General features: G+C 43.8%; 23 protein-coding genes and 1 other annotated feature. Of the genes, 14 read left to right on the top strand and 9 right to left on the bottom strand.

The annotated features are described in order from the left end of the window. The first annotated feature begins 123 nt into the window (after window positions 1–123). Window positions 124–259: a sequence feature (His leader region), on the top strand. A gap of 53 nt (window positions 260–312) precedes the next feature. The 8 genes from hisG to hisIE all read left to right on the top strand — a co-directional run bounded on the left by hisG (window position 313) and on the right by hisIE (window position 7,600). Then, a complete protein-coding gene (gene hisG, locus OCU50_RS08940) occupies window positions 313–1,209 on the top strand; it encodes an ATP phosphoribosyltransferase (protein ID WP_060468032.1) in 897 nt (298 codons plus the stop codon). Beyond that, complete coding sequence (gene hisD / locus OCU50_RS08935; protein WP_060468031.1) at window positions 1,209–2,510, top strand: histidinol dehydrogenase; 1,302 nt, start codon at window positions 1,209–1,211, stop codon at window positions 2,508–2,510. Before hisG ends, hisD begins: the two co-directional genes overlap by 1 nt. 9 nt (window positions 2,511–2,519) lie before the next feature. Next, window positions 2,520–3,560: a histidinol-phosphate transaminase gene (gene hisC, locus OCU50_RS08930; RefSeq protein ID WP_060468030.1), complete on the top strand. Its 1,041-nt coding sequence runs from the start codon at window positions 2,520–2,522 to the stop codon at window positions 3,558–3,560. Window positions 3,561–3,688: 128 nt separating this feature from the next. After that, the gene (gene hisB, locus OCU50_RS08925) at window positions 3,689–4,777 is read left to right on the top strand and encodes a bifunctional histidinol-phosphatase/imidazoleglycerol-phosphate dehydratase HisB (protein WP_060468029.1); all 1,089 of its coding nucleotides are present in this window, start codon (window positions 3,689–3,691) and stop codon (window positions 4,775–4,777) included. 25 nt (window positions 4,778–4,802) lie between these two features. After that, complete coding sequence (hisH, locus tag OCU50_RS08920) at window positions 4,803–5,417, top strand: imidazole glycerol phosphate synthase subunit HisH (protein WP_060468028.1); 615 nt, start codon at window positions 4,803–4,805, stop codon at window positions 5,415–5,417. A 43-nt stretch (window positions 5,418–5,460) separates the two neighbouring features. Continuing rightward, complete coding sequence (gene hisA, locus OCU50_RS08915; protein ID WP_060468027.1) at window positions 5,461–6,198, top strand: 1-(5-phosphoribosyl)-5-[(5-phosphoribosylamino)methylideneamino]imidazole-4-carboxamide isomerase; 738 nt, start codon at window positions 5,461–5,463, stop codon at window positions 6,196–6,198. Beyond that, window positions 6,180–6,953 carry an imidazole glycerol phosphate synthase subunit HisF gene (gene hisF, locus OCU50_RS08910; protein ID WP_060468026.1) on the top strand — a complete coding sequence of 258 codons (774 nt, stop codon included), beginning with the start codon at window positions 6,180–6,182 and terminating at the stop codon, window positions 6,951–6,953. The genes hisA and hisF overlap by 19 nt, the downstream gene beginning before the upstream one ends. Further along, on the top strand, window positions 6,950–7,600 hold the full coding sequence (gene hisIE, locus OCU50_RS08905) for a bifunctional phosphoribosyl-AMP cyclohydrolase/phosphoribosyl-ATP diphosphatase HisIE (protein WP_060468025.1): 651 nt from the start codon (window positions 6,950–6,952) through the stop codon (window positions 7,598–7,600). The genes hisF and hisIE overlap by 4 nt, the downstream gene beginning before the upstream one ends. Window positions 7,601–7,777: 177 nt before the next feature. On the opposite strand, the gene OCU50_RS08900 is transcribed toward hisIE, so the two are convergent. The 4 genes from OCU50_RS08900 to OCU50_RS08885 all read right to left on the bottom strand — a co-directional run bounded on the left by OCU50_RS08900 (window position 7,778) and on the right by OCU50_RS08885 (window position 11,123). Next, window positions 7,778–8,302 carry a YchJ family protein gene (locus OCU50_RS08900; RefSeq protein ID WP_060468024.1) on the bottom strand — a complete coding sequence of 175 codons (525 nt, stop codon included), beginning with the start codon at window positions 8,300–8,302 and terminating at the stop codon, window positions 7,778–7,780. Window positions 8,303–8,417: 115 nt separating this feature from the next. Further along, window positions 8,418–9,635 (bottom strand): EAL and HDOD domain-containing protein, encoded by a 1,218-nt coding sequence (locus OCU50_RS08895; RefSeq protein ID WP_029627081.1) that lies wholly within the window; start codon window positions 9,633–9,635, stop codon window positions 8,418–8,420. 111 nt (window positions 9,636–9,746) lie between these two features. Next, window positions 9,747–10,493, bottom strand: coding sequence for a UDP-2,3-diacylglucosamine diphosphatase (gene lpxH, locus OCU50_RS08890; RefSeq protein WP_060468023.1), 747 nt, complete (start codon window positions 10,491–10,493; stop codon window positions 9,747–9,749). 135 nt (window positions 10,494–10,628) lie between these two features. Further along, window positions 10,629–11,123, bottom strand: coding sequence for a peptidylprolyl isomerase (locus OCU50_RS08885; protein WP_017057076.1), 495 nt, complete (start codon window positions 11,121–11,123; stop codon window positions 10,629–10,631). Window positions 11,124–11,314: 191 nt separating this feature from the next. On the opposite strand from OCU50_RS08885, the gene cysS reads away from it, so the two are divergent. Together cysS and OCU50_RS08875 are read left to right on the top strand one after the other, a co-directional pair. Further along, window positions 11,315–12,700: a cysteine--tRNA ligase gene (gene cysS / locus OCU50_RS08880; RefSeq protein WP_017057077.1), complete on the top strand. Its 1,386-nt coding sequence runs from the start codon at window positions 11,315–11,317 to the stop codon at window positions 12,698–12,700. 85 nt (window positions 12,701–12,785) lie between these two features. After that, entirely contained in the window at window positions 12,786–13,364 is a 579-nt protein-coding gene (locus OCU50_RS08875; protein ID WP_017057078.1) for a thymidine kinase, read from the top strand. Window positions 13,365–13,547: 183 nt separating this feature from the next. Here the strand turns inward: OCU50_RS08875 and OCU50_RS08870 are convergent, their stop codons facing one another. The 3 genes from OCU50_RS08870 to OCU50_RS08860 all read right to left on the bottom strand — a co-directional run bounded on the left by OCU50_RS08870 (window position 13,548) and on the right by OCU50_RS08860 (window position 15,484). Further along, window positions 13,548–14,213 carry a YdcF family protein gene (locus OCU50_RS08870; RefSeq protein ID WP_060468022.1) on the bottom strand — a complete coding sequence of 222 codons (666 nt, stop codon included), beginning with the start codon at window positions 14,211–14,213 and terminating at the stop codon, window positions 13,548–13,550. Then, window positions 14,206–15,060 carry an NAD(P)H-binding protein gene (locus OCU50_RS08865; RefSeq protein ID WP_060468021.1) on the bottom strand — a complete coding sequence of 285 codons (855 nt, stop codon included), beginning with the start codon at window positions 15,058–15,060 and terminating at the stop codon, window positions 14,206–14,208. The genes OCU50_RS08870 and OCU50_RS08865 overlap by 8 nt, the downstream gene beginning before the upstream one ends. A 193-nt stretch (window positions 15,061–15,253) precedes the next feature. Further along, the gene (locus OCU50_RS08860; RefSeq protein WP_010440041.1) at window positions 15,254–15,484 is read right to left on the bottom strand and encodes a TIGR02647 family protein; all 231 of its coding nucleotides are present in this window, start codon (window positions 15,482–15,484) and stop codon (window positions 15,254–15,256) included. 256 nt (window positions 15,485–15,740) lie between these two features. On the opposite strand from OCU50_RS08860, the gene OCU50_RS08855 reads away from it, so the two are divergent. Continuing rightward, window positions 15,741–17,048, top strand: a complete 1,308-nt coding sequence (locus OCU50_RS08855) for a hypothetical protein (protein WP_060468020.1) — start codon at window positions 15,741–15,743, stop codon at window positions 17,046–17,048. A gap of 286 nt (window positions 17,049–17,334) precedes the next feature. Here the strand turns inward: OCU50_RS08855 and OCU50_RS08850 are convergent, their stop codons facing one another. Next, window positions 17,335–18,129: an ABC transporter permease gene (locus OCU50_RS08850; protein WP_060468019.1), complete on the bottom strand. Its 795-nt coding sequence runs from the start codon at window positions 18,127–18,129 to the stop codon at window positions 17,335–17,337. 435 nt (window positions 18,130–18,564) lie between these two features. On the opposite strand from OCU50_RS08850, the gene torE reads away from it, so the two are divergent. The 3 genes from torE to torA are packed head-to-tail and all read left to right on the top strand — an operon-like array spanning window position 18,565 to window position 22,465. Beyond that, window positions 18,565–18,747, top strand: a complete 183-nt coding sequence (gene torE, locus OCU50_RS08845; RefSeq protein ID WP_017057083.1) for a trimethylamine N-oxide reductase system protein TorE — start codon at window positions 18,565–18,567, stop codon at window positions 18,745–18,747. 49 nt (window positions 18,748–18,796) lie between these two features. Further along, window positions 18,797–19,978: a pentaheme c-type cytochrome TorC gene (gene torC, locus OCU50_RS08840; RefSeq protein ID WP_060468018.1), complete on the top strand. Its 1,182-nt coding sequence runs from the start codon at window positions 18,797–18,799 to the stop codon at window positions 19,976–19,978. A gap of 24 nt (window positions 19,979–20,002) precedes the next feature. Then, window positions 20,003–22,465 (top strand): trimethylamine-N-oxide reductase TorA, encoded by a 2,463-nt coding sequence (gene torA, locus OCU50_RS08835; RefSeq protein WP_060468017.1) that lies wholly within the window; start codon window positions 20,003–20,005, stop codon window positions 22,463–22,465. Window positions 22,466–22,783: 318 nt separating this feature from the next. Here the strand turns inward: torA and OCU50_RS08830 are convergent, their stop codons facing one another. Further along, entirely contained in the window at window positions 22,784–23,992 is a 1,209-nt protein-coding gene (locus OCU50_RS08830; protein WP_060468016.1) for a putative manganese transporter, read from the bottom strand. Window positions 23,993–24,183 lie beyond the last annotated feature (191 nt).

Below are 24,183 nucleotides of genomic sequence, written 5' to 3'. Positions count from 1 at the left end.
TTGAAATTTAGTGAAAAAAGTTAAAATTAATAGTTGAAAAAGGATGTCAGCTTAGTTAGTGTGGATACAAGTCAGCAAACAACCTAAGAGCCGATTAAGTATGCGTAAATTAGTAATGAACATTCATCACCATCATCACCCTATCTAGTCTTTCGGGGAGATTTACGTATACCCGGGAGCAGGAATTCTCCCGGAGGTTAAGTCAAAACATTTAGATTTAAACCCTCGGGACGACAAAGTCTTCCGAGGGTTTTTTAGTTTTAGCGCTTTTAAATAATCAATAAATTCAAATATTTGCACAGGGATACAGCAATGCAGACACAACGCCTAAGAATCGCAATTCAAAAGAAAGGTCGCTTAAGTAAAGAGTGCCAAGAGCTACTAAAAAAATGTGGTGTTAAATTTAACATCATGGGTGAGCGCTTAGTGGTTCACTCACTAAATATGCCAATCGACTTGCTGCTTGTTCGTGATGACGACATCCCAGGTCTTATCATGGACGGTGTGGTTGATTTAGGCTTCATCGGTGAAAACGAACTAGAAGAAGTTCGTCTAGACCGTGTTGCTTTAAAAGAGCCATCAGAGTTTCGCACTCTACGTCGTTTAGATTTCGGTGATTGCCGCCTTTCTATCGCTATCAACAAAGACGAAGAATACAACGGTCCACAAGATTTAGCAGGAAAACGTATTGCGACCACTTACCCACACCTGCTTAAAGCCTACATGGACGAGCAGGGGGTTGAATTCAGCACTTGTATGCTAACAGGCTCGGTTGAAGTTGCTCCTCGCGCAGGTTTAGCTGACGCTATCGCCGATTTAGTTTCTACTGGCGCAACGCTGGAAGCGAATGGCCTAAAAGAAGCAGAGGCTATCTTCCAATCTAAAGCGACACTGATTCAACGTGTTGGTGACTTCGACGCAGACAAAACCGCACTGATTGAAAAACTATTGACTCGTATGCAGGGGGTTCAACAAGCGAAAGAATCGAAGTACATCATGCTTCACGCGCCAACCTCTCAACTAGAGCAAATCAAAGCACTACTGCCTGGCGCTGAAGATCCTACTGTTCTTCCTCTATCTACAGACAAAGACAAAGTTGCTGTTCACCTAGTCAGTACTGAGAACTTGTTCTGGGAAACTATGGAACAGCTTAAAGAGTTGGGTGCAAGCTCGATTCTAGTATTACCAATCGAAAAAATGATGGGGTAGTGACGATGAGAACCGTTGTTTGGCAATCTTTAAGTGAATCACAGCAAGACTCGGTATTAGAGCGTCCAGCCATTACTGAAGGTGCAAACATCACAGCGACAGTTTCTGATGTGATTGCAAAAGTACGAAATGAAGGCGATGCTGCGCTTAAAGAACTGACTGAGAAGTTTGATGGTGTGACTCCCGAATCGATTCGAGTTAGCTCGGGTGAGATCGAAGAGGCGTGTACTCGTCTAACACCAGAAATGAAGCAAGCGCTAGAACAAGCTTATAGCAATATTGCTAAGTTCCACGAAGCTCAAAAGCCTCAACCGATTAAGGTAGAGACGCAACCGGGCGTGGTGTGTGAGCAAGTGACTCGCGCGATTAATACTGTTGGCCTTTACATCCCAGGTGGCAGTGCACCACTTCCTTCAACGGTTCTTATGTTAGGTGTACCCGCTCAAATTGCAGGTTGTCGGAAGGTTGTGCTTTGTTCACCTCCGCCAATCGCTGATGAAATACTGTATGTCGCTAAGCTTTGTAAAATCGATGAAGTTTACAATGTCGGTGGTGGTCAAGCCGTTGCTGCAATGGCTTACGGTACTGAGAGTGTTGCTAAAGTTGATAAGATCTTCGGCCCAGGTAATGCCTACGTAACGGAAGCGAAGCGTCAAGTGAGTAATGATTTCCGTGGTGCGGCGATTGATATGCCTGCCGGTCCATCAGAAGTGTTAGTGATTGCCGATGAAACCGCTGATGCAGACTTTATTGCTGCAGATCTATTGAGCCAAGCGGAACATGGTCCTGACTCTCAAGTTGTACTGGTAACGCCATCTCCAGTGGTTGCTGACCAAGTAACCGATGCGGTGCAAAAACAGCTGAAAGAGTTATCTCGCGCTAATATTGCTCAACAAGCATTGGCATCTAGCTTGATTATCATCGCTGAATCAATCACTCAAGCGATTGCGATTTCTAACTTCTACGGGCCTGAGCACTTGATTGTTCAGACCAAGAACCCACGTGAATTGCTGCCATTGTTGGATAACGCGGGTTCTATCTTCCTCGGTGACTGGTCTCCGGAATCTGCAGGTGATTATGCATCTGGCACAAACCACGTTCTACCGACTTACGGTTACACCAAAACGTATTCGAGCTTAGGTTTAGCGGATTTCTCTAAACGTATGACAGTACAAGAACTAACAGCCGATGGCTTGAAAGGCTTAGCACCAACAGTCGTGACGATGGCTGAAGCCGAAGGTTTGGATGCTCACAAGCGCGCTGTGACTATCCGAGTTGAAAAATTGAATAAAGCGAATTAAGGGCAGGGCATGGAAAAGTTAGCAAGAAAAGCAGTTCAGGCTCTTACACCTTACTTGTCTGCAAGACGAATTGGTGGCAGCGGAGATATATGGTTGAATGCCAACGAATCTCCATTTGATAACGAGTACAACCTAAATCTGTCTCGTCTTAACCGCTACAGCGAATGTCAGCCAAAAGAGTTGATTGATGCTTACGCTCAATATGCAGGTGTAACGCCAGAGCAAACACTGACAACACGTGGTGCTGACGAAGGTATTGAGTTGCTGATTCGTGCTTTCTGTGAGCCGAACGAAGATGCGATCCTTTACTGTCCTCCGACTTACGGCATGTACGCAGTCAGTGCGGAAACCATTGGTGTTGAACGTAAAGTCGCACTTTTGACGTCTGAATGGCAATTGGATCTTCCTGCTATTGAAGCGCAACTAGACAACGTAAAAGTCGTGTTTGTTTGCAGTCCAAATAATCCAACCGGCAATTTGGTTAATCGAAAAGACATCATCAAGCTGCTTGAAATGACACAAGATAAAGCGATTGTCGTAATGGATGAAGCGTATATCGACTTCTGCCCGGAAGCGTCAACCGTCGATTTACTTGAACAATATCCGAATCTTGCGATTCTACGTACTCTTTCTAAAGCTTTCGCATTGGCCGGTTTACGTTGTGGCTTTACTTTAGCAAATCAAGAACTGATCGATGTTCTATTGAAAGTGATTGCGCCATACCCTGTGCCAATCCCAGTTGCTGATATTGCTGTTCAAGCACTTTCGGAACATGGGCTTGCAAGAGCGAAGTACCAAGTTTTGGATCTAAGTGCTAACCGAGCGTATTTGCAAGCGGGTTTATTGAGTATGCCTCAAGTGACGGTCTTTGATGGTTGGGGTAACTACTTATTGGTTAAATTCCCGAATGGCGATGAGCTATTCAAAGCGGCATGGGACACTGGCATTATCTTACGTAACTCGCCAATCGAAGATTGTGTTCGCATTAGTATTGGTAACCGCGAAGAGTGCGAAAAGACACTCGGATTTATTCGTAACTTTTTTCAGTAACGAAAGGCTTACCAGTAATAACATTGGTCAGTTGTGTTTAATCAACATGACTGGCAAATGAATCAGACATTTGGGTCAGCGGTTGATTTTAGCTAGGCCACCAGATTTAAAATTAAAAGGAAGTTCAAGTGAGTAAACAACAGAAAATACTTTTTATAGACCGCGATGGCACCTTAATTGTTGAGCCGCCAGTCGACTTTCAAGTAGACCGTTTAGACAAACTAAAATTCGAACCGCTCGTGATTCCTAGCCTGCTTGCTTTGCAAGACGCGGGCTACCGCTTAGTGATGGTCACTAACCAAGATGGCCTAGGTACCGATAGCTACCCACAGGAAGATTTCGATGCACCACACAACATGATGATGGAGTTCTTCGAATCTCAAGGCGTTAAGTTTGATGACGTGCTTATTTGCCCTCACTTTGATGAAGACAACTGCTCTTGCCGCAAGCCTAAGCTGGGTATGGTTAAAGAGTACCTACAGGGTGGTAAAGTAGACTTCCAAAAGTCAGCCGTGATTGGCGATCGAGTGACTGACCTTCAATTAGCAGAAAATATGGCAATCCGCGGTATTCAATATGGCCCGGATACAGAAACGGAAGGCACGCTTAACTGGCCACAAATCGTTAAAGATCTAACGGTTAACGCTCGTGTTGCTGAAGTGGTTCGTACGACTAAAGAAACAGACATTAAGGTAGCCGTAAACCTTGATGAAACCGGTGGTAATAAGATCGATACAGGTATGGGTTTCTTCGACCACATGCTTGATCAAATCGCGACACACGGTGGTTTCCAAATGAACCTAACTGTGAAGGGCGACCTACATATTGATGATCACCACACTGTGGAAGACACCGCACTTGCGTTAGGCCAAGCACTTAAAGATGCATTAGGCGAAAAACGTGGTATTGGCCGTTTCGGTTTCAGCCTACCAATGGATGAATGTTTGGCTCAGTGTGCACTCGACCTTTCTGGCCGCCCATACTTGAAATTCGATGCTAAGTTCAGCCGCGAACAAGTGGGTGATCTTTCAACTGAGATGGTGGTTCACTTCTTCCGTTCTCTAACCGATACACTGGCTTGTACGTTACACCTTTCTTCTAATGGCAATAATGATCACCACATCATTGAGAGCCTATTTAAAGCGTTTGGTCGTACTCTTCGCCAAGCAATTAAAGTTGAAGGTAACGAGTTGCCAAGCAGCAAAGGCGTCCTGTAAGGCTAACGTTAGCAAGGAAAAAACAATGAAAGATCAAAAAATCGTCATTATTGATACTGGTTGTGCCAACGTTTCTTCGGTGAAATTTGCCATTGAACGTTTGGGCTACGCAGTTGAAACTTCAAAAGAACCAGAAGTGGTTCTTGCCGCCGACAAGCTATTTCTACCCGGAGTCGGAACTGCAAGTGAGGCAATGAAGAACCTACAAGAGCGTGACCTTGTTTCTCTTGTGAAGCAAGTAGAGAAGCCTCTGCTTGGTATCTGTTTAGGTATGCAACTGCTAGGTAAACTGTCTCAAGAGAAAGGCCAAAAAGCTGATGAGTTGGTTGAATGTTTAGGGCTGTGTGATGGCGAAGTTCGTTTACTTGAAACGGGTGATTTACCGTTACCACACATGGGTTGGAACACCGTAACGGCAACACCTAATCACCCTCTATTTAAAAACATTGAAGAAGGCGAATACTTCTACTTTGTTCATAGCTTTGCAATGCCAGTGAGCAACTACACAATCGCACGATGCGATTACGGTAATCCGTTCACAGCGGCGGTGCAAAGTGGTAACTATTATGGTGTTCAGTTCCACCCAGAGCGTTCTTCAAAAGCTGGCTCTAAGCTGATTCAGAACTTCTTGGAATTGTAATTAGGATTAGGCAGCGGCTAACGTTGCCCTATAAGGAATGTAAATGATTATTCCCGCGTTAGATTTAATTGAAGGCCAAGTTGTTCGCTTATTCCAAGGGGATTACGGGCAAGTAACAGAATATAAAGTAGACCCAGCAGAGCAGTTCAACCTGTATCACCAAGCTGGTGCTGGCTGGCTGCACCTTGTTGACTTAACGGGTGCAAAAGACACAACGGCTCGTCAGTTAGACTTGATCGCAAAGCTACTTGCTAGCACGCCTGCCAATATCCAGATTGGTGGTGGCGTGCGTAACGAACAAGACGTGGTCGACCTACTAGAAGCTGGCGCACAGCGCGTTGTGGTTGGTTCTACAGCCGTTAAGCAACCAGAGTTGGTGAAAGGTTGGATGGAAAAATACGGCGCTGAGAAAATTGTACTGGCTTTGGATATCAACATCGACCAAAGCGGCACACGTAAAGTGGCAATTTCCGGTTGGCAAGAAGATTCCGGCGTGACCATTGAAGCGCTGATTGAAGACTACCTCACGGTTGGTCTTAAACACGTTCTGTGTACCGATATTTCACGTGATGGCACGCTAGAAGGATCAAACGTAGAGCTTTACGTTGACCTTTGTAAACAGTACCCACAGGTTCAATTCCAATCATCGGGCGGCATCGGCAGCCTAGCAGATATCGAAGCTCTAAAAGGCAGCGGTGTTGCAGGCGTGATTGTGGGTCGTGCGCTACTTGATGGCAAGTTCACCGCAGAGGAGGCATTTGCATGTTGGCAAAGCGAATAATCCCTTGTTTGGATGTCCGTGACGGACAAGTGGTAAAGGGCGTTCAGTTCCGAAACCACGAAATTATTGGTGACATCGTTCCGTTAGCACAGCGCTACGCGGAAGAGGGCGCTGATGAACTGGTATTTTACGATATCACGGCATCAAGCGATGGTCGTGTCGTCGACAAGAGTTGGGTCAAGCGTGTCGCAGAAGTGATTGATATTCCTTTCTGTGTAGCTGGTGGTATTAAATCAGCAGAAGATGCAGCGCGCATTCTAGAGTTTGGTGCGGATAAAGTATCAATCAACTCACCGGCTTTGGCTAACCCACAGTTGATTACTGACCTAGCTGATAAGTTTGGCGTGCAGTGCATCGTTGTCGGTATCGACTCATACTTCGATAAAGAAACCGGTAAGTATCAGGTTTATCAATTCACAGGCGATGAAGCGCGTACTAAAGCAACCGCGTGGGAAACCAAAGATTGGGTACAGGAAGTACAGAAGCGTGGCGCAGGCGAGATCGTATTAAACATGATGAACCAAGATGGTGTTCGCAACGGTTACGATATTGAGCAACTTAATATGGTGCGCTCTGTATGTAACGTGCCATTGATTGCCTCTGGTGGTGCTGGCGCGATGGAGCACTTTGCTGAAGCCTACAAAAAGACCAATGTGGACGGAGCATTAGCGGCTTCGGTATTCCACAAACAAGTCATCAATATTGGTGAACTTAAACAGTATTTAAAACAACAGGATGTAGAGGTGCGACTATGAGTTTTGAACCAGTATGTTTATCAAAAACAGCAGTAGGCGCATTATCAGAGCGTATTGATTGGGAAAAAGTGGGTGGCTTAGTGCCAGCTATTGTTCAGGATTACCAATCTAGCCAAGTGTTAATGATGGGATACATGAACCCAGCAGCACTAGAGAAAACAGGCGAAACTGGGCAAGTGACGTTTTTCTCTCGCACAAAAGAGCGTTTGTGGACCAAAGGTGAAACGTCGGGCAATGTATTGCAACTGCAAAACATTGCCTTGGACTGTGACAATGACACTTTACTGGTCAAGGTCAATCCCATTGGCCCAACGTGTCATACTGGTACAACAACATGTTGGGATGTGGACAAACAAGAAGAATCTCAGATGGTGTGGCTTCATCAGCTTGAGCAGCTACTGGCTGCCCGCAAGGACGCAGACCCTGAGTCTTCTTATACTGCCAGTCTATATGCCCGTGGCACCAAGCGTATTTCGCAAAAAGTGGGCGAAGAAGGCGTTGAAGTCGCGCTTGCGGCGACGTCGGGCGATAAGGCGGAGTTAGTGTGTGAATCCGCAGATTTGATTTACCACCTAATGGTTCTTCTTCAAGACCAAGGCCTATCAATGAACGACGTAGTGAATAAACTTAAAGAGCGCCATAAGTAAGCTCTCTTTAGATTCATAGAACTGCCTAGAAGACAGACAAAAGCCCCGTAGACAGCCATGTTTACGGGGCTTTTTAGCGTTCTTGAATGTATTGCTTCACCTTTAGGCCTCGTCATTCCGAGAAGCCTAAGCGACGTCAGGAATCTCTTTAGCACTCAGCTCTCTTAAGTCTCAGTATTAGCCGCAGCACTTTTTATATTTCTTACCGCTACCACAAATACACGGATCATTGCGGCCGATCTTGAAGCTCTCTACGGTTTGGTTTAGGCGAGGGTCAATCTCTGGCTCTGTTAGCTCTTCATGTTCGTTTTCTTGCTCTGGGAACTCACCATCGATATAGAACCAAAGGCCATCTTCACGAACGAAACGCGAGCGTTCTTGCATGCAATATTGCGCGCCGTCTTCATTGAAGTAGGCTTTAAACTCAACAAAACCTTCGTTTTCGTGTGAACCTGTAGCAGTATTGATGACTTCTAAGCCCGCCCAACCACTGTTGATAGATTCGGTAATGCCTTCTCTTTGTGCTTCTGCATTACAGCTAGGGTGGTAGGTAGCAACGACATAATCAACCAAACCCAACACGTGCGCTGAATAACGAGAGCGCATTAGTTGCTCGGGTGTTTCAATATTTTTGTGGTCAAGGTGTGCCGCTTCACAGCAATGTTGGTAAGTGTTTTGGCTACCGCATGGGCATAAAGACATAGTCTGGTCCTGTAAAAATGGCCTCTAGTAAGAGGCCATAAATGAATGCGTTGAAGTTTAACAAGAAATGACTACTCACCAAAGTTTAGTTTCTATCGAAGCAGTTGTGAGGCGACTATTTTAATGGAGGTGATAACAGTTCTTGAGCCCAAGTTGTGGCTTCATCATAAGCTTGGCCGAGTTGAGTTTCACTTAAGTTAAGCAGTTTCCGAATACGCGTTGCTTCGTCCCATTCAGCCTGCTCATAAGCGATGACCATTGCCATGATCGCTCCTAACACGCCTTTTCTTTGTATCAAAGCCTGCTTGATCTCTTCATCAATGGGGACAGAGTCCAAAACGTGCTTCAACGGTTGGTCAAATAGTGAATCGAGTAGGGAGAACATACCAGTCAAAAAAGCTTGTCCGGGTTCAACTTTGACATTCATCTTTTCTACCAATAGTTCACACTGACGAGCACGCAGTACTGCTAAACCATAAAGTGAGTCTGGTTTATCTTCTTTCGCTGATGCAATTGCCACAAGTGAGACAAACTTCCGCAGCTTTTGTTCTCCAAGAAAAATAAGGGCTTGTCGGAATGAACGAATCATCGTTGCTGAACCGCCGGCGGAGTTCACGTAGGTGAGTAGCTTATATGAAAGTGTCACATCCAAGGTTATCAAGCGTTCAACTTCACTAAAATCAATGGGATCATGAGCTATTTCTTTTAACAACTGAACGATCGTTAAAAAGGCAGGGTTCAAAGCTCGAGTTTGAATCATTTCTGGTTTACTAAAGAAATAACCTTGAAAATAGGTAAAGCCTGCTTGATTCGCCTCTTGATACTCATCGTAAGTCTCGACTTTTTCAGCAAGAAACTTGATATTCAGCCCTTTTAGCGAGGTCATGAACATCGAAGCTTTCTCAATTGAGATCTGGCGGATATCAAATTTGATAATCGATATGTAGGGTAAGAAACGCTTCCAAGCTTTGCTTGGCACAAAATCATCTAATGCGATGGTGTAGCCCGCATCATAGATAGTCTTGATTGCTTCAAGTAATTCGTCTGTTGGTTCGCAGTCTTCAAGCACCTCTACAACGAGGCTTTCTTTGGGGAACAAAGTAGGAACTAAGTTAATCAGGCTTGCATAAGGAAAGTTAACGAACCCAAGCCTATCACCCAGTGTATTGTAGTGAGTCGACAAGAAGTGATCTGAAAGTAAACGACTAGTAGCGAGCTCCGGTTCTACTTCAGGGAAAGTGTTCTTAGGACCATCCCTGAATAGCAACTCGTAACCTATGGTTTTTTTATCTGTGTCGAGTATTGGTTGACGTGCTACATATGAATATTTCAACTTGGTACTGTGTTCGGTTTATTTCTGATAGAGAAATAATAGCTAATTCGGCAGAAATTACCATCTACAATCTTAGAAAGTCTGATCGATAATTATAATCAAAGTAAAAGTTTAAGAGTAATGTTGAAAGCTATTGCCAAACTCTCGATTCTGTAGTTCAAAACCTTTTGGAGTGAAGACTAAAACTGAGCCTTGCGTGTACCAATCACCAAGTACTATACGTGTTTTAGTGCAGCTATTGGCATTAAAGGTGTGGATGTCGGGGCGGTGAGTATGTCCGTGTATCATTAAATCTACGTGGCTTCGCTCCATCACACTTTCAACTTCTTGTTGCGTCACATCCATGATGTCTAAAGATTTAGTCTGTTTGTCATCTTTGATATCAGATTGAACTTTAGAGACGATTTTCTTTTTAATAAAAAACGGAATTTTATTGAAGATCCATTGTAACCAAGGTTGATGAACTTTTTCTCTAAAGGCGAGATACTTTACATCTTCGGTACATAAGGTATCACCATGCAACACAACGGCTTTTTGTCCGTAGATATCGATCGTCGATACTTCGTTTAGAAGTTGCACGCCTGTTTGTTTGGCAAATTTTTTGCCGACGAGGAAATCACGGTTACCTTGAGTGAAGTAGCAAGGTACCCCCGTTTTTACTAGGTCAATAAACGCTTGGCGTATGGAAGTTGCGAACTCACTTTTGTCGTCGTCACCAATCCAGAACTCGAAAAGGTCACCTAAGACGTAGAGTGCATCTGCTTCTACCGCTTCGTTCTTCATAAATGTTAAGAAGCAGTCGGTGATGTCTTGTCTTGACGGAGTAAGGTGCAGATCTGAAATAAAATATGTTTTCATAGGTCCAAAAAAGGGAGCAATTCGCTCCCTATATCCTGATTTTTATCGGCTCATCAATTATTCATACTAGAGCGTGTTGAGCTTTCTCGGTCATATTTAATTCGAGAGCAACACGCTCTAACCGAAAGCGATGAATTAAGCTTCGATTGTAGTACCAGTGATGATCACTTCTTCTAGAGGTACATCTTGGTGCATGCCCATAGAGCCAGTGCTCACACCTTTAATCTTGTTTACGATGTCCATGCCTTCAACAACTTCAGCAAATACACAGTAGCCCCAGCCGTCTAAGCTTTCGCTACGGAAGTTAAGGAAAGAGTTGTCGTTCACGTTGATAAAGAACTGAGAGCTCGCTGAATGCGGTTCCATAGTACGAGCCATTGCAAGTGTACCTACTTTGTTAGTTAGGCCGTTGTTTGCTTCGTTCTTGATTGTTGCGCGAGTCGCTTTTTCTTTAAGGCCAGAAGTCATACCGCCGCCTTGAATCATGAAACCATCGATAACACGGTGGAATAGCGTGTTGTCGTAGAAACCGTCACGGCAATACTGTAGGAAGTTTGCGCTTGTTTCTGGTGCTTTTTCTTCGTTAAGTTGAACTTTGATGTCACCAAAATTTGTGTGAAGGATGATCATGATTGTTACCTTACTGTCTTTTTAATATGAAGTTCGAATTCTAGCGCATGTTGGCTGACTTTCAAATCACCAAATCATTCACTTAACTGGATTGTTTAAGCTAATTACTGCTTTGGGGGATTACCTAATAACGCATGAATTGATATACTTGCTGTCTTATTTTGATTAATACACAAATATAGATAGAGATCATGCTGAAAATTTATAACACACTCACAAGACAGAAAGAGGAATTCAAGCCAATTACAGCCGGTAAAGTCGGCATGTATGTCTGTGGGGTAACCATCTACGATCTCTGTCACATTGGTCACGGCCGTACGTTCGTCTCTTTTGACGTCGTAACTCGTTACCTGCGTTACCTTGGTTACGATTTGAACTTTGTTCGTAACATCACAGATATCGATGACAAAATCATCAAGCGTGCTAACGAGAACGGTGAGTCTTGTGATTCTCTTACTGAGCGTCTGATCAATGAAATGTATGCTGATTTTGATGCTTTGAACATGAAACGCCCAGATGTTGAGCCTCGTGCCACAGAGTTCATCACTGAAATTGTCGAGCTAGTAGAAAAACTAATTCAACGTGGTTTTGCTTATGTAGCAAGCAACGGTGATGTGATGTTTGAAGTGAAGAAGTTTGACGAGTACGGCAAATTGTCTAAGCAAGATCTTGAGCAGCTTCAAGCCGGTGCTCGTGTAGACGTTGATTCTGCAAAACGTAGCCCATTAGACTTTGTGCTTTGGAAAATGTCTAAGCCAGGTGAACCAACATGGGAATCGCCATGGGGCCCTGGTCGTCCAGGTTGGCACATTGAATGTTCAGCAATGAACTCTTCTATACTTGGTAATCATTTTGATATCCACGGCGGTGGTTCAGATTTACAATTTCCTCACCACGAAAATGAAATCGCGCAATCTTGCTGTGCGCATGGCACTCAGTATGTAAATACTTGGATGCACAGTGGTATGGTGATGGTAGACAAAGAAAAGATGTCTAAGTCGTTAGGTAACTTCTTCACTATTCGTGATGTATTAGCACATTACGATGCTGAAACGGTTCGTTACTTCTTAATGTCTGGTCACTACCGTAGCCAACTTAACTACAGTGAAGATAATCTGAACCAAGCACGAGCTTCACTAGAGCGTTTATACACGTCACTTCGTGGTTTAGACTTAACAGCAGCTCCTGCTGGTGGTGAAGAGTATGTAACTCGCTTCTCGACAGCGATGAACGATGATTTCAACACGCCTGAAGCGTATTCAGTATTGTTCGAAATGGCTCGCGACATTAACCGTATTAAGACTGAAAGTATTGAGAAAGCCAGCGCTCTTGGTGCGTTGATGCGTGAATTAGCGGACATTATTGGTATTCTTCACCAAGACCCAGAAGCTTTCCTAAAAGGTAATGCAGTGGATAATGATGAGGAAGTCGCTGAAATCGAAGCATTAATCAAACTGCGTAATGATTCCCGTGCTTCCAAGGATTGGGCGAATGCCGACCTTGCACGTGATAAATTGAACGAGTTGGGTATTGTTCTGGAAGATGGTCCAGAAGGGACGACATGGCGTCGCAAGTAAATTCTATATAGAGAGGGCTGATTGTCAGCCCTTTTTTTTAAGCAAAAACTCTTTTATTTCTCCTTTACCTAACAGGAATATTTCTGTGGCTCAGATGTATTTTTATTACTCGGCAATGAATGCGGGTAAATCAACAACGCTTCTTCAATCTTCATTCAACTACCAAGAGCGTGGTATGACGCCAGTGATCTTTACTGCAGCGTTAGACGATCGCTATGGCATTGGTAAAGTGAGCTCACGAATTGGTCTGCAATCTGAAGCTCAACTTTTTATGAATGACACGAATTTGTTTAATGCGGTTCAAGAGCTAAACGAAATAGAAAAACGCCACTGTGTATTGATCGATGAGTGTCAGTTCTTATCGAAAGAGCAGGTGTACCAATTAACTGAAGTGGTCGATAAACTGCATATCCCAGTACTTTGCTACGGTTTACGTACTGACTTTCTGGGGGAGTTATTTGAAGGTAGCCGTTACTTATTATCTTGGGCCGATAAACTCGTAGAACTAAAAACGATTTGCCACTGTGGCCGAAAAGCGAACATGGTGATTCGTACTGATGAGCACGGGGTGGCTATTGCTGAAGGTGACCAAGTTTCCATTGGTGGTAATGACCAATATGTTTCTGCTTGTCGTCAGCATTATAAAGAAGCATTAGGAAAATAAGCGGCTCTTTAATCGGTGTTGTTAAAACTAAAAACGGTGGCCAAGAGCCACCGTTTTACTTATTGAACTACTAATTCTGCTTTATATCAATCGTCGTAAATAACTGGTCACTCTAGCTTGCTAAACACTCGAAAATATCAGCTTTGCTCCTGCGCTATTTATGATCACTTACTGTGATTGGTATTATTCGAAGCCCAATTTTTTCAATGCTCGATAGGCGTGATCAACATCGTTGGGAATAGGCATCTCAATCTGAAACCCCTGGATTGGGTATAATTTTATTCTCTCAAAATCGGCAATTAACGCGCCTAACACCATATCTAATGACAGCTCTTCATTATAATAATCGTCCCAATTTCTCCATTGTGAAGTCACAGTGAGTTCCGAAGCTTCGTCAGGCCATTGTTTACTGAAAGTAGCGTAAGTACGTTTCTCCATAAAGGGTTTCTGTACCAAGGTAAGTCGCTTTGGTGATAGCCCGCGTTGTTTGAGCAACTCGTAAGTAAAGCGTACATTTTCACCCGTATTGGTTGCGTACTTCTCAATAATAATGTCTGAGTCGGGTACGTCACAATCTCTTGCGATAGCCGCAAATGTTTCGGCTTCTGAGCGATCAAAAACCTCTTCGGTAAAGCGTCCCACACCGCCAGAAAAAACGATATAAGGTGCTATTTTTTTGTGATAAAGCTCAGATGCGTATTCAGCCACACGAGTATCATTACTGCACAAAACAAAAATACAGTCAGAAGGCTTTACCTTGTGACCCATAGACATAAAATTCCAAAGGGTGTCGATCGCGCGGTGTAGTTTAATGCTGGGATCTTTCTTCGCTGTAGATAGTTCAGTCATGAAGTGCGTCCAATGTGGATTCGAATTTAAACGAATAACCTAAGTCGAGAATTTTTTTCGATGAGATCAGCTTGTCGGGTGTATCGACAACTGGTGGTAGAGGCTCGCTGCTGTTGGCGCTTTTCAGTGCCGCGGCATAAAACTCCGCCTTACTTACAGTATTTGGGGTGGTCACATTAACAACTTCATTGTGTAGCTGGTTAATGGCGAAGTCGATAGCACCAATAGCATCGTCAAGGTGGAGCATATTGGCTGGGGCTTGGGTACTGACCTGTTTCAGTTTACTTGCAAACCTTGATGGATGACGACTAGGCCCAATCAACCCACTAAAACGTAAAATGGTGTAGTCGATGCTGGAATCTATCACCAATTGTTCCGCTTGCAGCATAACTCGTGCGTTATCGGAAAACGAATACGTTTGTTCGTCGTCTGAAATGGCAAGGGTGAGTGAGGCATCTTCCTCTTTTAATACCCCAGGTTTGGTTGGGTACACCGTTGTTGAGCTAACCATAATGAGCTTCTTAACGTTTGCCTTCTGACAAGCTTTGGTTAGCTGTTTCCAGTAATCGGCATACTGTTGGCCTGCGCCTTTTCTAAAGCCAGGAGGGAAGCTACCAATCACAATCTCGGCATTATTTTCGAGTAACAGCGAATAAAGTTGAACGACAGTTTGCTCTGCCTGTGATGAGTCAAACCGAAATACTTCACATGGAATACGCTCGCGGCCAATCGCGTCAGCTCCTGCTTGGGTCGTTTTCGTAACCACCACTCGGTTACCATGTTTCTCTAGATGCTCAGATAAAGGTGCACTTACCCATCCCGCACCGACTATAAATATAGAAGCCATGTGTTCCTCACAACTGTAAGTTATGGATTTACAATAATATCAACCGTAGTAACTAACGGGTCACCAAGCTTTTTCGTACGCTATTGCTGCTTAGTCAATTACTGTGATTGGTATAAGCCTAACAAACCTTTGCCCAAAAATGAAAAAACTCCACGGCCGAGGCAAGTGGAGTTTTTATTGGAACAATGGAGCTTTAGTTTAGTACGCGAATGAGTTTGTCTGCGCGCTCAGCCATCTCAATACCTTCATCAGTTAGGTAACCGCCGTCTGGTTGAGTACAAAGATTCTTTTCGAATAGACGCTTAACGGCGTCTTGAGTTTCTTGAGCAGCCTCTTGATGAACTTTAATACCAGTAGCGGCGCTACTTACATCAAATTGAAGAAGGAGGTTTAAATCAGCAATATGTTCAGCGTTGTACTTCATAATTAACCTATATTGATAACGTTCTCTATCCTCACCTTAGTGCGCATTCTCAGCTCAATCAATAGTAAATAAAAAGAATTGATAAGTGACACGAAATTGGGTGATTAATCGCCGATTGATGGGTTTGTTTTGGTGATGTTGGGTTATTTTTGCTCGGTTGAGTCATCGGTGATGTTTATTGCTAAGTGGTTGTAATATATTGAGGCTAGAAATATATTGCATTGAGCGAATATTGTATAAAAAAGGATATGCATCAGTGAGAGCGAACAAAGTAGCATTAGTTGTTAGTATGCTATTTGCTATCGCAGGGTGTCAGAGTACACCTTCCGAGCAGACAGAAGCGAATCAAACCACAAACAACAATAATGGGTCAACAGTCGAGATCCGTTCTTTTCATTCTGTCGAAAGCGTTTACTCCGAGTGGGAAGCGAAGCTTGAAGACTATGCGCAGTTGTCTCTCTATGCTCCAGAGAATTACAATGAACTGTTAGACGCATGGGATGATGCTGAAAGCATTTATGCGGACCTACTGAAAGACAAGTCTCGGCTCACTCAGAGTTATTCGATTTTTTCGAGTTTAACGTATGCCGAAGCTTTTGATGAAAAAATTGCTGTGATCAAATCAAACTATGACTCGATTTTAGTATTAAAGACAAAAGCGGATCGAGTACTTGCCGATTCGATAGCGCAAATGGAGTACCTTAAGTTTCTTGGTGCAGATACCATGTTTACATCGCGCTATAAGAAGTTGTATTCAGAATACAGCGAATTATTTGAATACGTACTCGTTGATGAACTTGAAGACGCTCAAGAAGCGCAGGTGGAATTTCTCAATAATGCTCGCTTATTAGAAATAAAAGTCGCGCATAAGAAATACATCGAACCTTTGAAGGACGAATTAGAGTTCTTAGAGGATGAAGACTTTGATGACGTTGTTCCATTAACGTTTGCTAAAGCGACTTCTCGAATCGTGTTGGCCGAAAATCAAGTGAAAGCAAGCCCACGTGAAAAGTCTATCATTGAAGACGCGGTTCACGCTGCGGAGTTTGAGTTGAACCACGTGCGCAGTGTCGCTCATGAAGTAAAAATGCTTGCGAGCGTGAAAGGGGATAAGTTCGAACAATCCGTTTTGAATGCTGAGAATCAGCTATTAAGCATTTCACAAGTAGTGAATGATGAAGATTACCGCGATGTTGGGTTGCGTCAACAATCTCAGAAGATTGTAGAGAGCGTTAAAGCACTAAAGAGCTTAGACATGACCTCGTTGTTGAAATCTGAGATCGAAGCTTTGACCGAGCAGTTAGCTAAGTTAGAAAGTCAGAATCAGCAGCAGGTACAACAACTGTCTGAGGCGACCAAACATAATGAGCTATTAGATGAGCAGATTACCAAAAGTGATGATCATATAAAAAGCTTGGAAGAGTTGGTGGACAGTTTGAAAAGCTTAGGTGGTAAAATGGCCAATGAAAGCGATGCTGACGCAGTACCTTCTAACGTTGAATCTAATCTTGAAGATGCGGCTTTAGAGCAATCATCAGAAGAAGAGATTGAGCCTTCTGTTTAGCATAACTAATTTTGTGTATTTGTTGTGATTGAGTTGAAAGCGCCTAATGGCGCTTTTTATTTGTGGAAAACTTACTCCTTTATTTCTCTAATGATCATTTAAAGACTTAACAGCGCTAATCAAGATATGGACATATGTCTTTGAAATCAAGCAAGGTTCAATAACAATGATCTTTCCAGTGGTTAAAATGGACAAAAAAGGATCGTAGTGTTTTTGGTTATCCACATTTTCTGTGGATAACCTGTATCAAATTCAGTGAGTAACCAGTTTCTTGGTTGGGGGGAGGTCAGTGCTCTGGCTTTACCTGAGCAAGGACTCGACCTTCTTTTGTTAAAGTAGTCTTCAATGAAAGGTGAAGAGCCAGTGCCAGAGAGCAGCTCATCATCACGAAAATCGCCAGCATGATCATCAGTTGATATTTAATCGCGATCATTGGCGAAGCGCCACCCAAAATCTGACCTGTCATCATTCCAGGTAGTGTCACTAAGCCTGTGGTCGCCATAGAGGCCATAATTGGAGACATCGCTTTCTGTATCGCATTGCGCACAAAAGGTGCAGCAGCGTAGGTTGGAGACGCGCCTAATGCGATTGCCGCTTCATATTCTGATTTCTGCGTTTCAAAAGCACCAAACAAATTCTGCAATGCCACTATATTACTGCTTAAACTATTACCCAATAACATACCTGCAATGGGGATAAGGTATTGCGCGTTGAAAACAGGTGTCGGCTGAATGATGAAAAAGCAAATAAACAAGACAATAGGGACACAAGTGACCGTAAGGCTCACAATGACCGGTGCTAAAAGTAGGTTCTTAGGTAGCTTCGACTTTTCAACAATCGAGCTCGCTCCCACTACGATCATAACGAGTAACCACAACAAATTGATCCACAAGCTGTTTAAAGTGAACAAATACTCTAAGTAAAGACCGACAAGAAATAGCTGCACAACCATCCGAGTAATACTAATAGTTGCTTCTTTGCCTAGACCGAGTCTCAGCTTTTGATTGATGGCAATGGGTAGTATGAGAAGTAAACTGAATAGCAACAACTGCCACCAAGATATATCAATAACGTCTTGCATAATACTTCCTTTTAAGTAGGCCTCCATCATATCTGAAAGTGTCAAATGATGCATTTCAGCTTCAAATCTATCGATTAAAATAGCTCAATTATTTAACAACCAAAGTACAAAATATGGGTCGTTTTAGGCTTTTTTAGCGACTACTTAGTAGGTGATTTGTTAATGGTTCTTATGGTTTGGTTTCTTAATTGTTGGTATTTAACAAATCTAACACATGCTTAATTTTTCATATTTGTTAATACTTTTTAATAACTTTAATTAACTAAAAACAAGTTTGGATGAGCTCAAAAAAGTATTGATTAGCAAGGGTAATAAGGGGGTATTTGATTGAACCCTACTTTATGTATGGTTTAAGATTTGTTGTTAGATACGCAATAACTTTAGCTTCTTAGAATGGGCTACTCGAAATTACTAGATACAAAATAGGCAAAATGTATGAGTGATGTTAATAAAATTAAAACTGGCGAAAAACGCTCGTTGGAGTGGAAGTCTTTCCTCTTCATCGCGGTGGTTCTCTTTCCAATATTAAGTGTGGCTTTTGTAGGCGGTTATGGCTTCCTAGTTTGGGCATTGCAAGTATTCGTATTCGGACCTCCTGGTGCTCATGGCGGCATGTAATGCCCTCTAGTAACAACATTTTTGAAATCAATATTTAAGAGAGCTAAACATGAAATCATTTTTAGTGAAATTATGGCGCACAATGACTCGCCCAGCAGTACACATCAGTCTTGGTGTGTTAACTATGGGTGGCTTTATCGCCGGTGTTATTTTTTGGGGTGGTTTTAATACTGCGTTAGAAGCAACGAACACAGAAGAATTCTGTATAAGCTGTCACACCATGCGCGACAATGTGTACGTAGAACTGCAAGAAACAGTTCACTGGAAAAACACATCTGGTGTACGTGCCACCTGCCCTGACTGTCACGTTCCACATGAATGGACAGCAAAAATTGCTCGTAAGATGCAAGCATCTAAAGAAGTCTTCGCTCAGGTATTTGGTGACCTAGATACCCCTGAGAAATTTGAAGCTCGCCGTATCGAACTGGCTAAACACGAATGGGATCGTTTCTCTTCGAACAAATCTTTAGAATGTAAAAACTGCCATAACTACGATTCGATGGACTTCGACAACATGCGCCCAACAGCGCGCATCCAAATGAAGAACGCCGCTGAGCGTGATCAAAGCTGTGTTGATTGTCACAAAGGTATTGCACACAACCTTCCATTAGATATGGAATCGGCAAGTGGTATCGTTGGTGAGCTTGAGCAAGTTGCGGGTAGCACGTCTTACTCTGAAGGTAATGAGGTTATCTCAATCCGTCACCTTCCAATGTACACGGATGAAACGGCTGAAGTTGAAGCGGGCCTGCTCAGCCCAGCGAGTAAAGTAGCCGTGATCGATGAAAAAGGCGACATGATCAAGATTCAAATCGACGGTTGGCGTAAAGCCAAGGGCTTCGGGCGTGTCATCCAAGAAGACTTCGGTATGAACATCTCAACCGCGATCTTGACGAAAGATGTCTCACAAAGTGACGTAATCACTGTTGGTGAGAAGAAAGAAGATGAGCTAACGGGCCTACCGTGGGAGGAAGTTAACCTAGCACTTTGGATGAAGAAAGAGTCTATGGTTGATGATTTCGGGCCAATCTGGAACGCTGCTGGTCAAGCGTATCAAACCAACTGCTCAACTTGTCACTCACAACCTGATGAAGCTCACTTTAGTGCTAACAGTTGGGTAGGCATGCTAGATGGTATGATCGCATTCGTTAACTTCGATACAGATACAGAAGCACTTGTTCTTAAGTATCTACAGAAGCACTCATCAGATTTTTCTGAAGGCCATCACTAATAAGACGTCAATTGGAGTAACACAATGGCAATTACAAGAAGAAGTTTTCTGAAAGGTGTCGCTACTACAAGTGCGGCATCCGTTATTGGTCCAAGCTTATTGGCGTCAGCGTCGGCTTCAGCAGCAGAAACTGATGGTACGTGGAAAGTCTCTGGTTCTCACTGGGGGGCATTCCGAGCTCGTGTTTATGCGGGTAAAGTACAAGAAATTAAGCCTCTCGAAATCGATCAACATCCAACGGAGATGTTGAAAGGTATCAAAGGTATTATCTACAGCCCATCTCGTGTGCGTTACCCAATGGTTCGCCTAGATTGGTTGAAGAAGCACAAGTACAGCGCAGACACGCGTGGTAACAACCGCTTTATTCGTGTGACTTGGGACGAGGCACTGGACCTTGTTTACCGCGAATTAGAGCGCGTACAGAAAGATTACGGTCCATGGGCACTTCACACAGGTCAAACTGGTTGGAGACAAACAGGTCAGTTCCACAGTTGTACTAACCACATGCAACGTGCAATGGCACTTCACGGTTACTCTGTGAAGAAAATCGGTGACTACTCAACAGGTGCTGGTCAAACGATCATGCCTTACGTGCTAGGTTCTACTGAAGTTTACGCGCAAGGGACATCTTGGGAACTCATCCTAGAAAACAGTGACAACATTGTTCTTTGGGGTAACGATCCAGTGAAAAACCTGCAAGTAGGTTGGACATGTGAGACTCACGAGTCGTTCGCATACCTAGAACAGCTGAAAGAGAAAGTTGCTAAGAAAGAGATCAACGTTGTTTCTGTTGACCCTGTTCAAAATAAAACAGGCCGTTACTTAGAAAACGAGCAAATGTACATCAACCCACAAACTGATGTGGCGTTCATGCTGGGTGTTGCTCACGTTCTTTACAACGAAGGCCTATACGACAAGAAGTTCATCGATACTTACTGTCTAGGTTTTGAAGACTTCATCAAGTACGTTCAAGGTGAAACGAAAGATAAAGTTGAGAAGACTCCGGAATGGGCTTCCGCTATCTGTGGCGCAAGCGCGGACTCAATTCGTGATTTCGCTAAGATGCTGGTTAACGGTCGTACACAGATTCTTGTTGGTTGGAGTATCCAACGTCAAGAACACGGTGAGCAGCCTTACTGGATGTGTGCCGTTATTGCAGCAATGGTTGGCCAAATTGGTCTTCCAGGCGGTGGTATCTCTTACGGTCACCACTATTCTGGTATCGGTGTATCTTCAACTGGCTTCGCTGCTCCGGGTTCATTCCCTTTGAACATCGACCAAGGTCAATCGCCTAAGCATACCAATACAGATTACAACGGTTACAGCCGCGTAATTCCGGTTGCTCGCTGGGTAGATAGCTTGTTAGAGCCTGGTAAGAAGATCAAAGCGAACGGCTCTACTGTAACGCTGCCAGATATTAAGATGATGGTATTCAGTGGTAACAACCCGTGGCACCACCACCAAGATCGCAACAAGATGCGTAAAGCATTCAAGAGCCTACAAACTGTAGTGGCTGTTGATTTCGCTTGGACTGCAACTTGTCGTCACTCTGATATTGTTCTTCCAGCTTGTACTCAGTGGGAACGTAACGATATTGATGGTTACGGCGCTTACTCTGGCCGTGGTTTGATCGCAATGCACAAGCTAGTGGATCCTCTGTTCCAGTCTAAAACTGACTTCGAGATCATGTCTAGCCTGACTAAGCGTTGGGGGCGTTACGACGATTACACGCGTGGCATGGACGAAATGCAGTGGGTTAAATCTCTGTATGACGACTGTCGCGCTTCAAACGAAGGTAAGTTCGAAATGCCTGAATTTGCTGAGTTCTGGGAAAAAGGTTTCCTAGACTTCGGTAAAGGTCAGCCATGGACTCGTCACGCTTCATTCCGTGAAGATCCTGAGATCAATGCTCTAGGTACACCTTCTGGCTTCATTGAAATTACAAGTCGCACTGTTGGCAATATGGGTTACGAGCACTGTCAAGAACACCCAATGTGGTTCGAGAAATCTGAACGTTCACATGGTGGTCCAGGTTCTGAGAAACACCCGTACTGGCTACAATCTTGTCACCCTGATAAGCGTCTTCACTCTCAGATGTGTGAATCTGAAGAGTGGCGTGCGACTTACGCGGTACAAGGCCGTGAGCCAATCTACATCAACCCAACAGATGCCAAGAAAAAAGGCATCAAAAATGGTGACGTAGTACGTGTGTTCAACGACCGTGGTCAACTACTAGCAGGTGCTGTTCTGATGGATAGCTATGCCTCTGGTGTTGTACGTATCGAAGAAGGTGCTTGGTACGGCCCAATCAACGAGAAAGTGGGCGCACTAGATACATACGGCGATCCAAACACTCTAACTCAAGATATTGGTACGTCTGAACTTGCTCAAGCAACGTCAGCAAACACGTGTTTGGTTAACTTCGAAAAGTTCCAAGGCAAACTGCCTCCAGTCACTTCATTCGGTGGTCCAATCGAAGTCGCTTAAGCTTCTCGATTAAGAGCAGAGATTGAAGCTTGAATTAAAGCCCCTGTAAGCGTTCTTACAGGGGCTTTTTGTTTTTCTAGTATACATCGTTGGGATTTCTAACTAAGCATTGTAATAGCGCCAAGAGGGGCGTTTTTGAGATAGGCTGTAACGTGCTGTTTGAGGTAGGCTGTAGAAGCATGAAGGGAATGTACAAAGAACCTGTTGTAAGGGCTTAGGCAGATGGAAACAAAAAGGCCGATACAAAGTACCGACCTAATAGAAACCTATGGAGTAAAGCTAAAACCTTGAAGATAAACCTAAGCTTCGAACGTAAACCTAAAGTTCGAACATAAACCAATAACCGTATGCACAAATCAAAGCGGGGACACTGGAGTACACCGTCGCGATAAGCGCTGCTTTAGGTGCCATGGCAATCGCAGGGAATAGCGCATCACCATCATTTGAAATAGCATTGCCAACCTGAGCCGAAAGTGGCAGTGCGCCGGAAAGGTACAAGCTAGTGACCAATAATTGTGGTCCACAGCCAGGTAGCAAACCCATCAATACGCCCGCCAGGGGGAGCATGATCCCCCAACTTGAGAATAGCGTCGCAAAATCTACATTTGCTAGCACTGAGCCAAATTCAAAGAAAAGAAAGGCAACCACAACCCAAGCTGTTACGAAATTGGTGTCTTGAGCAGTTTTCTGCAGTGGATGAGAGCCTACACACTTCTCATCTTCACTGACGGCTGATTGGTAATCTTCTATTTCTCGAGTGAGACCCCATAGAAACATTGAGCTAATCAGTAAAATTGTTCCCGCCCATTCCATCGACATTTCAGGCAACGCGAGTAACTCGTTGACATCCACTTGAAAAGAGCCAAGTAGCGCCACTGCAGCGCCGGGAATAATCAACACCGACCACAGGTAGCCCTGTAGGTTGATCGCTTTTTTAGAAACGGCTTCTTTGTCTTGAGGTGAGCGGCTATGTACCGTTTCATTCTTCTCTGCCTGTTTTGGACGTAAAAAGTCATCCGCATGGAACAGGTTAATGATTCGGCCTGACGCCGTGCCCACAATCACGCCCATTGCCATCATGGCTAAACCGGTTTTGGGTTCACTTGCTATCAACAAGAAGGCGGCATCGCCCATGGTGGAGACAAGAACAGCAACAACCGCACCAAACCCGAGCTTGCCGGATATAAATTGCGTAGTAACGACTATCGCACCACCACAACCAGGCAATGCACCCATTAGCGCAGCAAACACCACTTGATTCGAACGAGATTGATGCACGAGCTTATTGAAGACGTTGTCTTTGTTGATGTAAAGGCTTAACCAGTGGTAAATAGCCAAGGTTAAAGCGACATAACAAGACACGGCCCAAAACGCGTCTGACAGGGTAGTGACTGTCAATTCTCGTGTGGCTGGAGCTGCAACTAGGGCGGCAAGTGATATAGGCAGTAGCAGTCGCTTAAATGACAGTGAAAACTGAGTTGTTTTCGAAGCACGACTGCTTGGCAAAAAAGAGATTAGTCGATCCATAGGTGTTACCCAAAATTAGTGGCTTAATATAAATATATACGAATGATAATAATTATCAATTGCGTTTGTTGTTTTTTTATCTATTGATACCATTGGCTAAACCTAGGAAACATGACCAATCTAAAAAAATGAGGTAAAGTATGGCTAATAAAGAGAGGCTCTAAAGGTAGAGTCATAATTGTTAGTGTAAT

Origin of the sequence: Vibrio toranzoniae (assembly GCF_024347655.1) — a bacterium.
Lineage (GTDB): Bacteria > Pseudomonadota > Gammaproteobacteria > Enterobacterales > Vibrionaceae > Vibrio > Vibrio toranzoniae.
The sequence above is the reverse complement of the archived record's forward strand: the minus strand, read 5'-3'. Positions and strand labels throughout refer to the sequence as shown.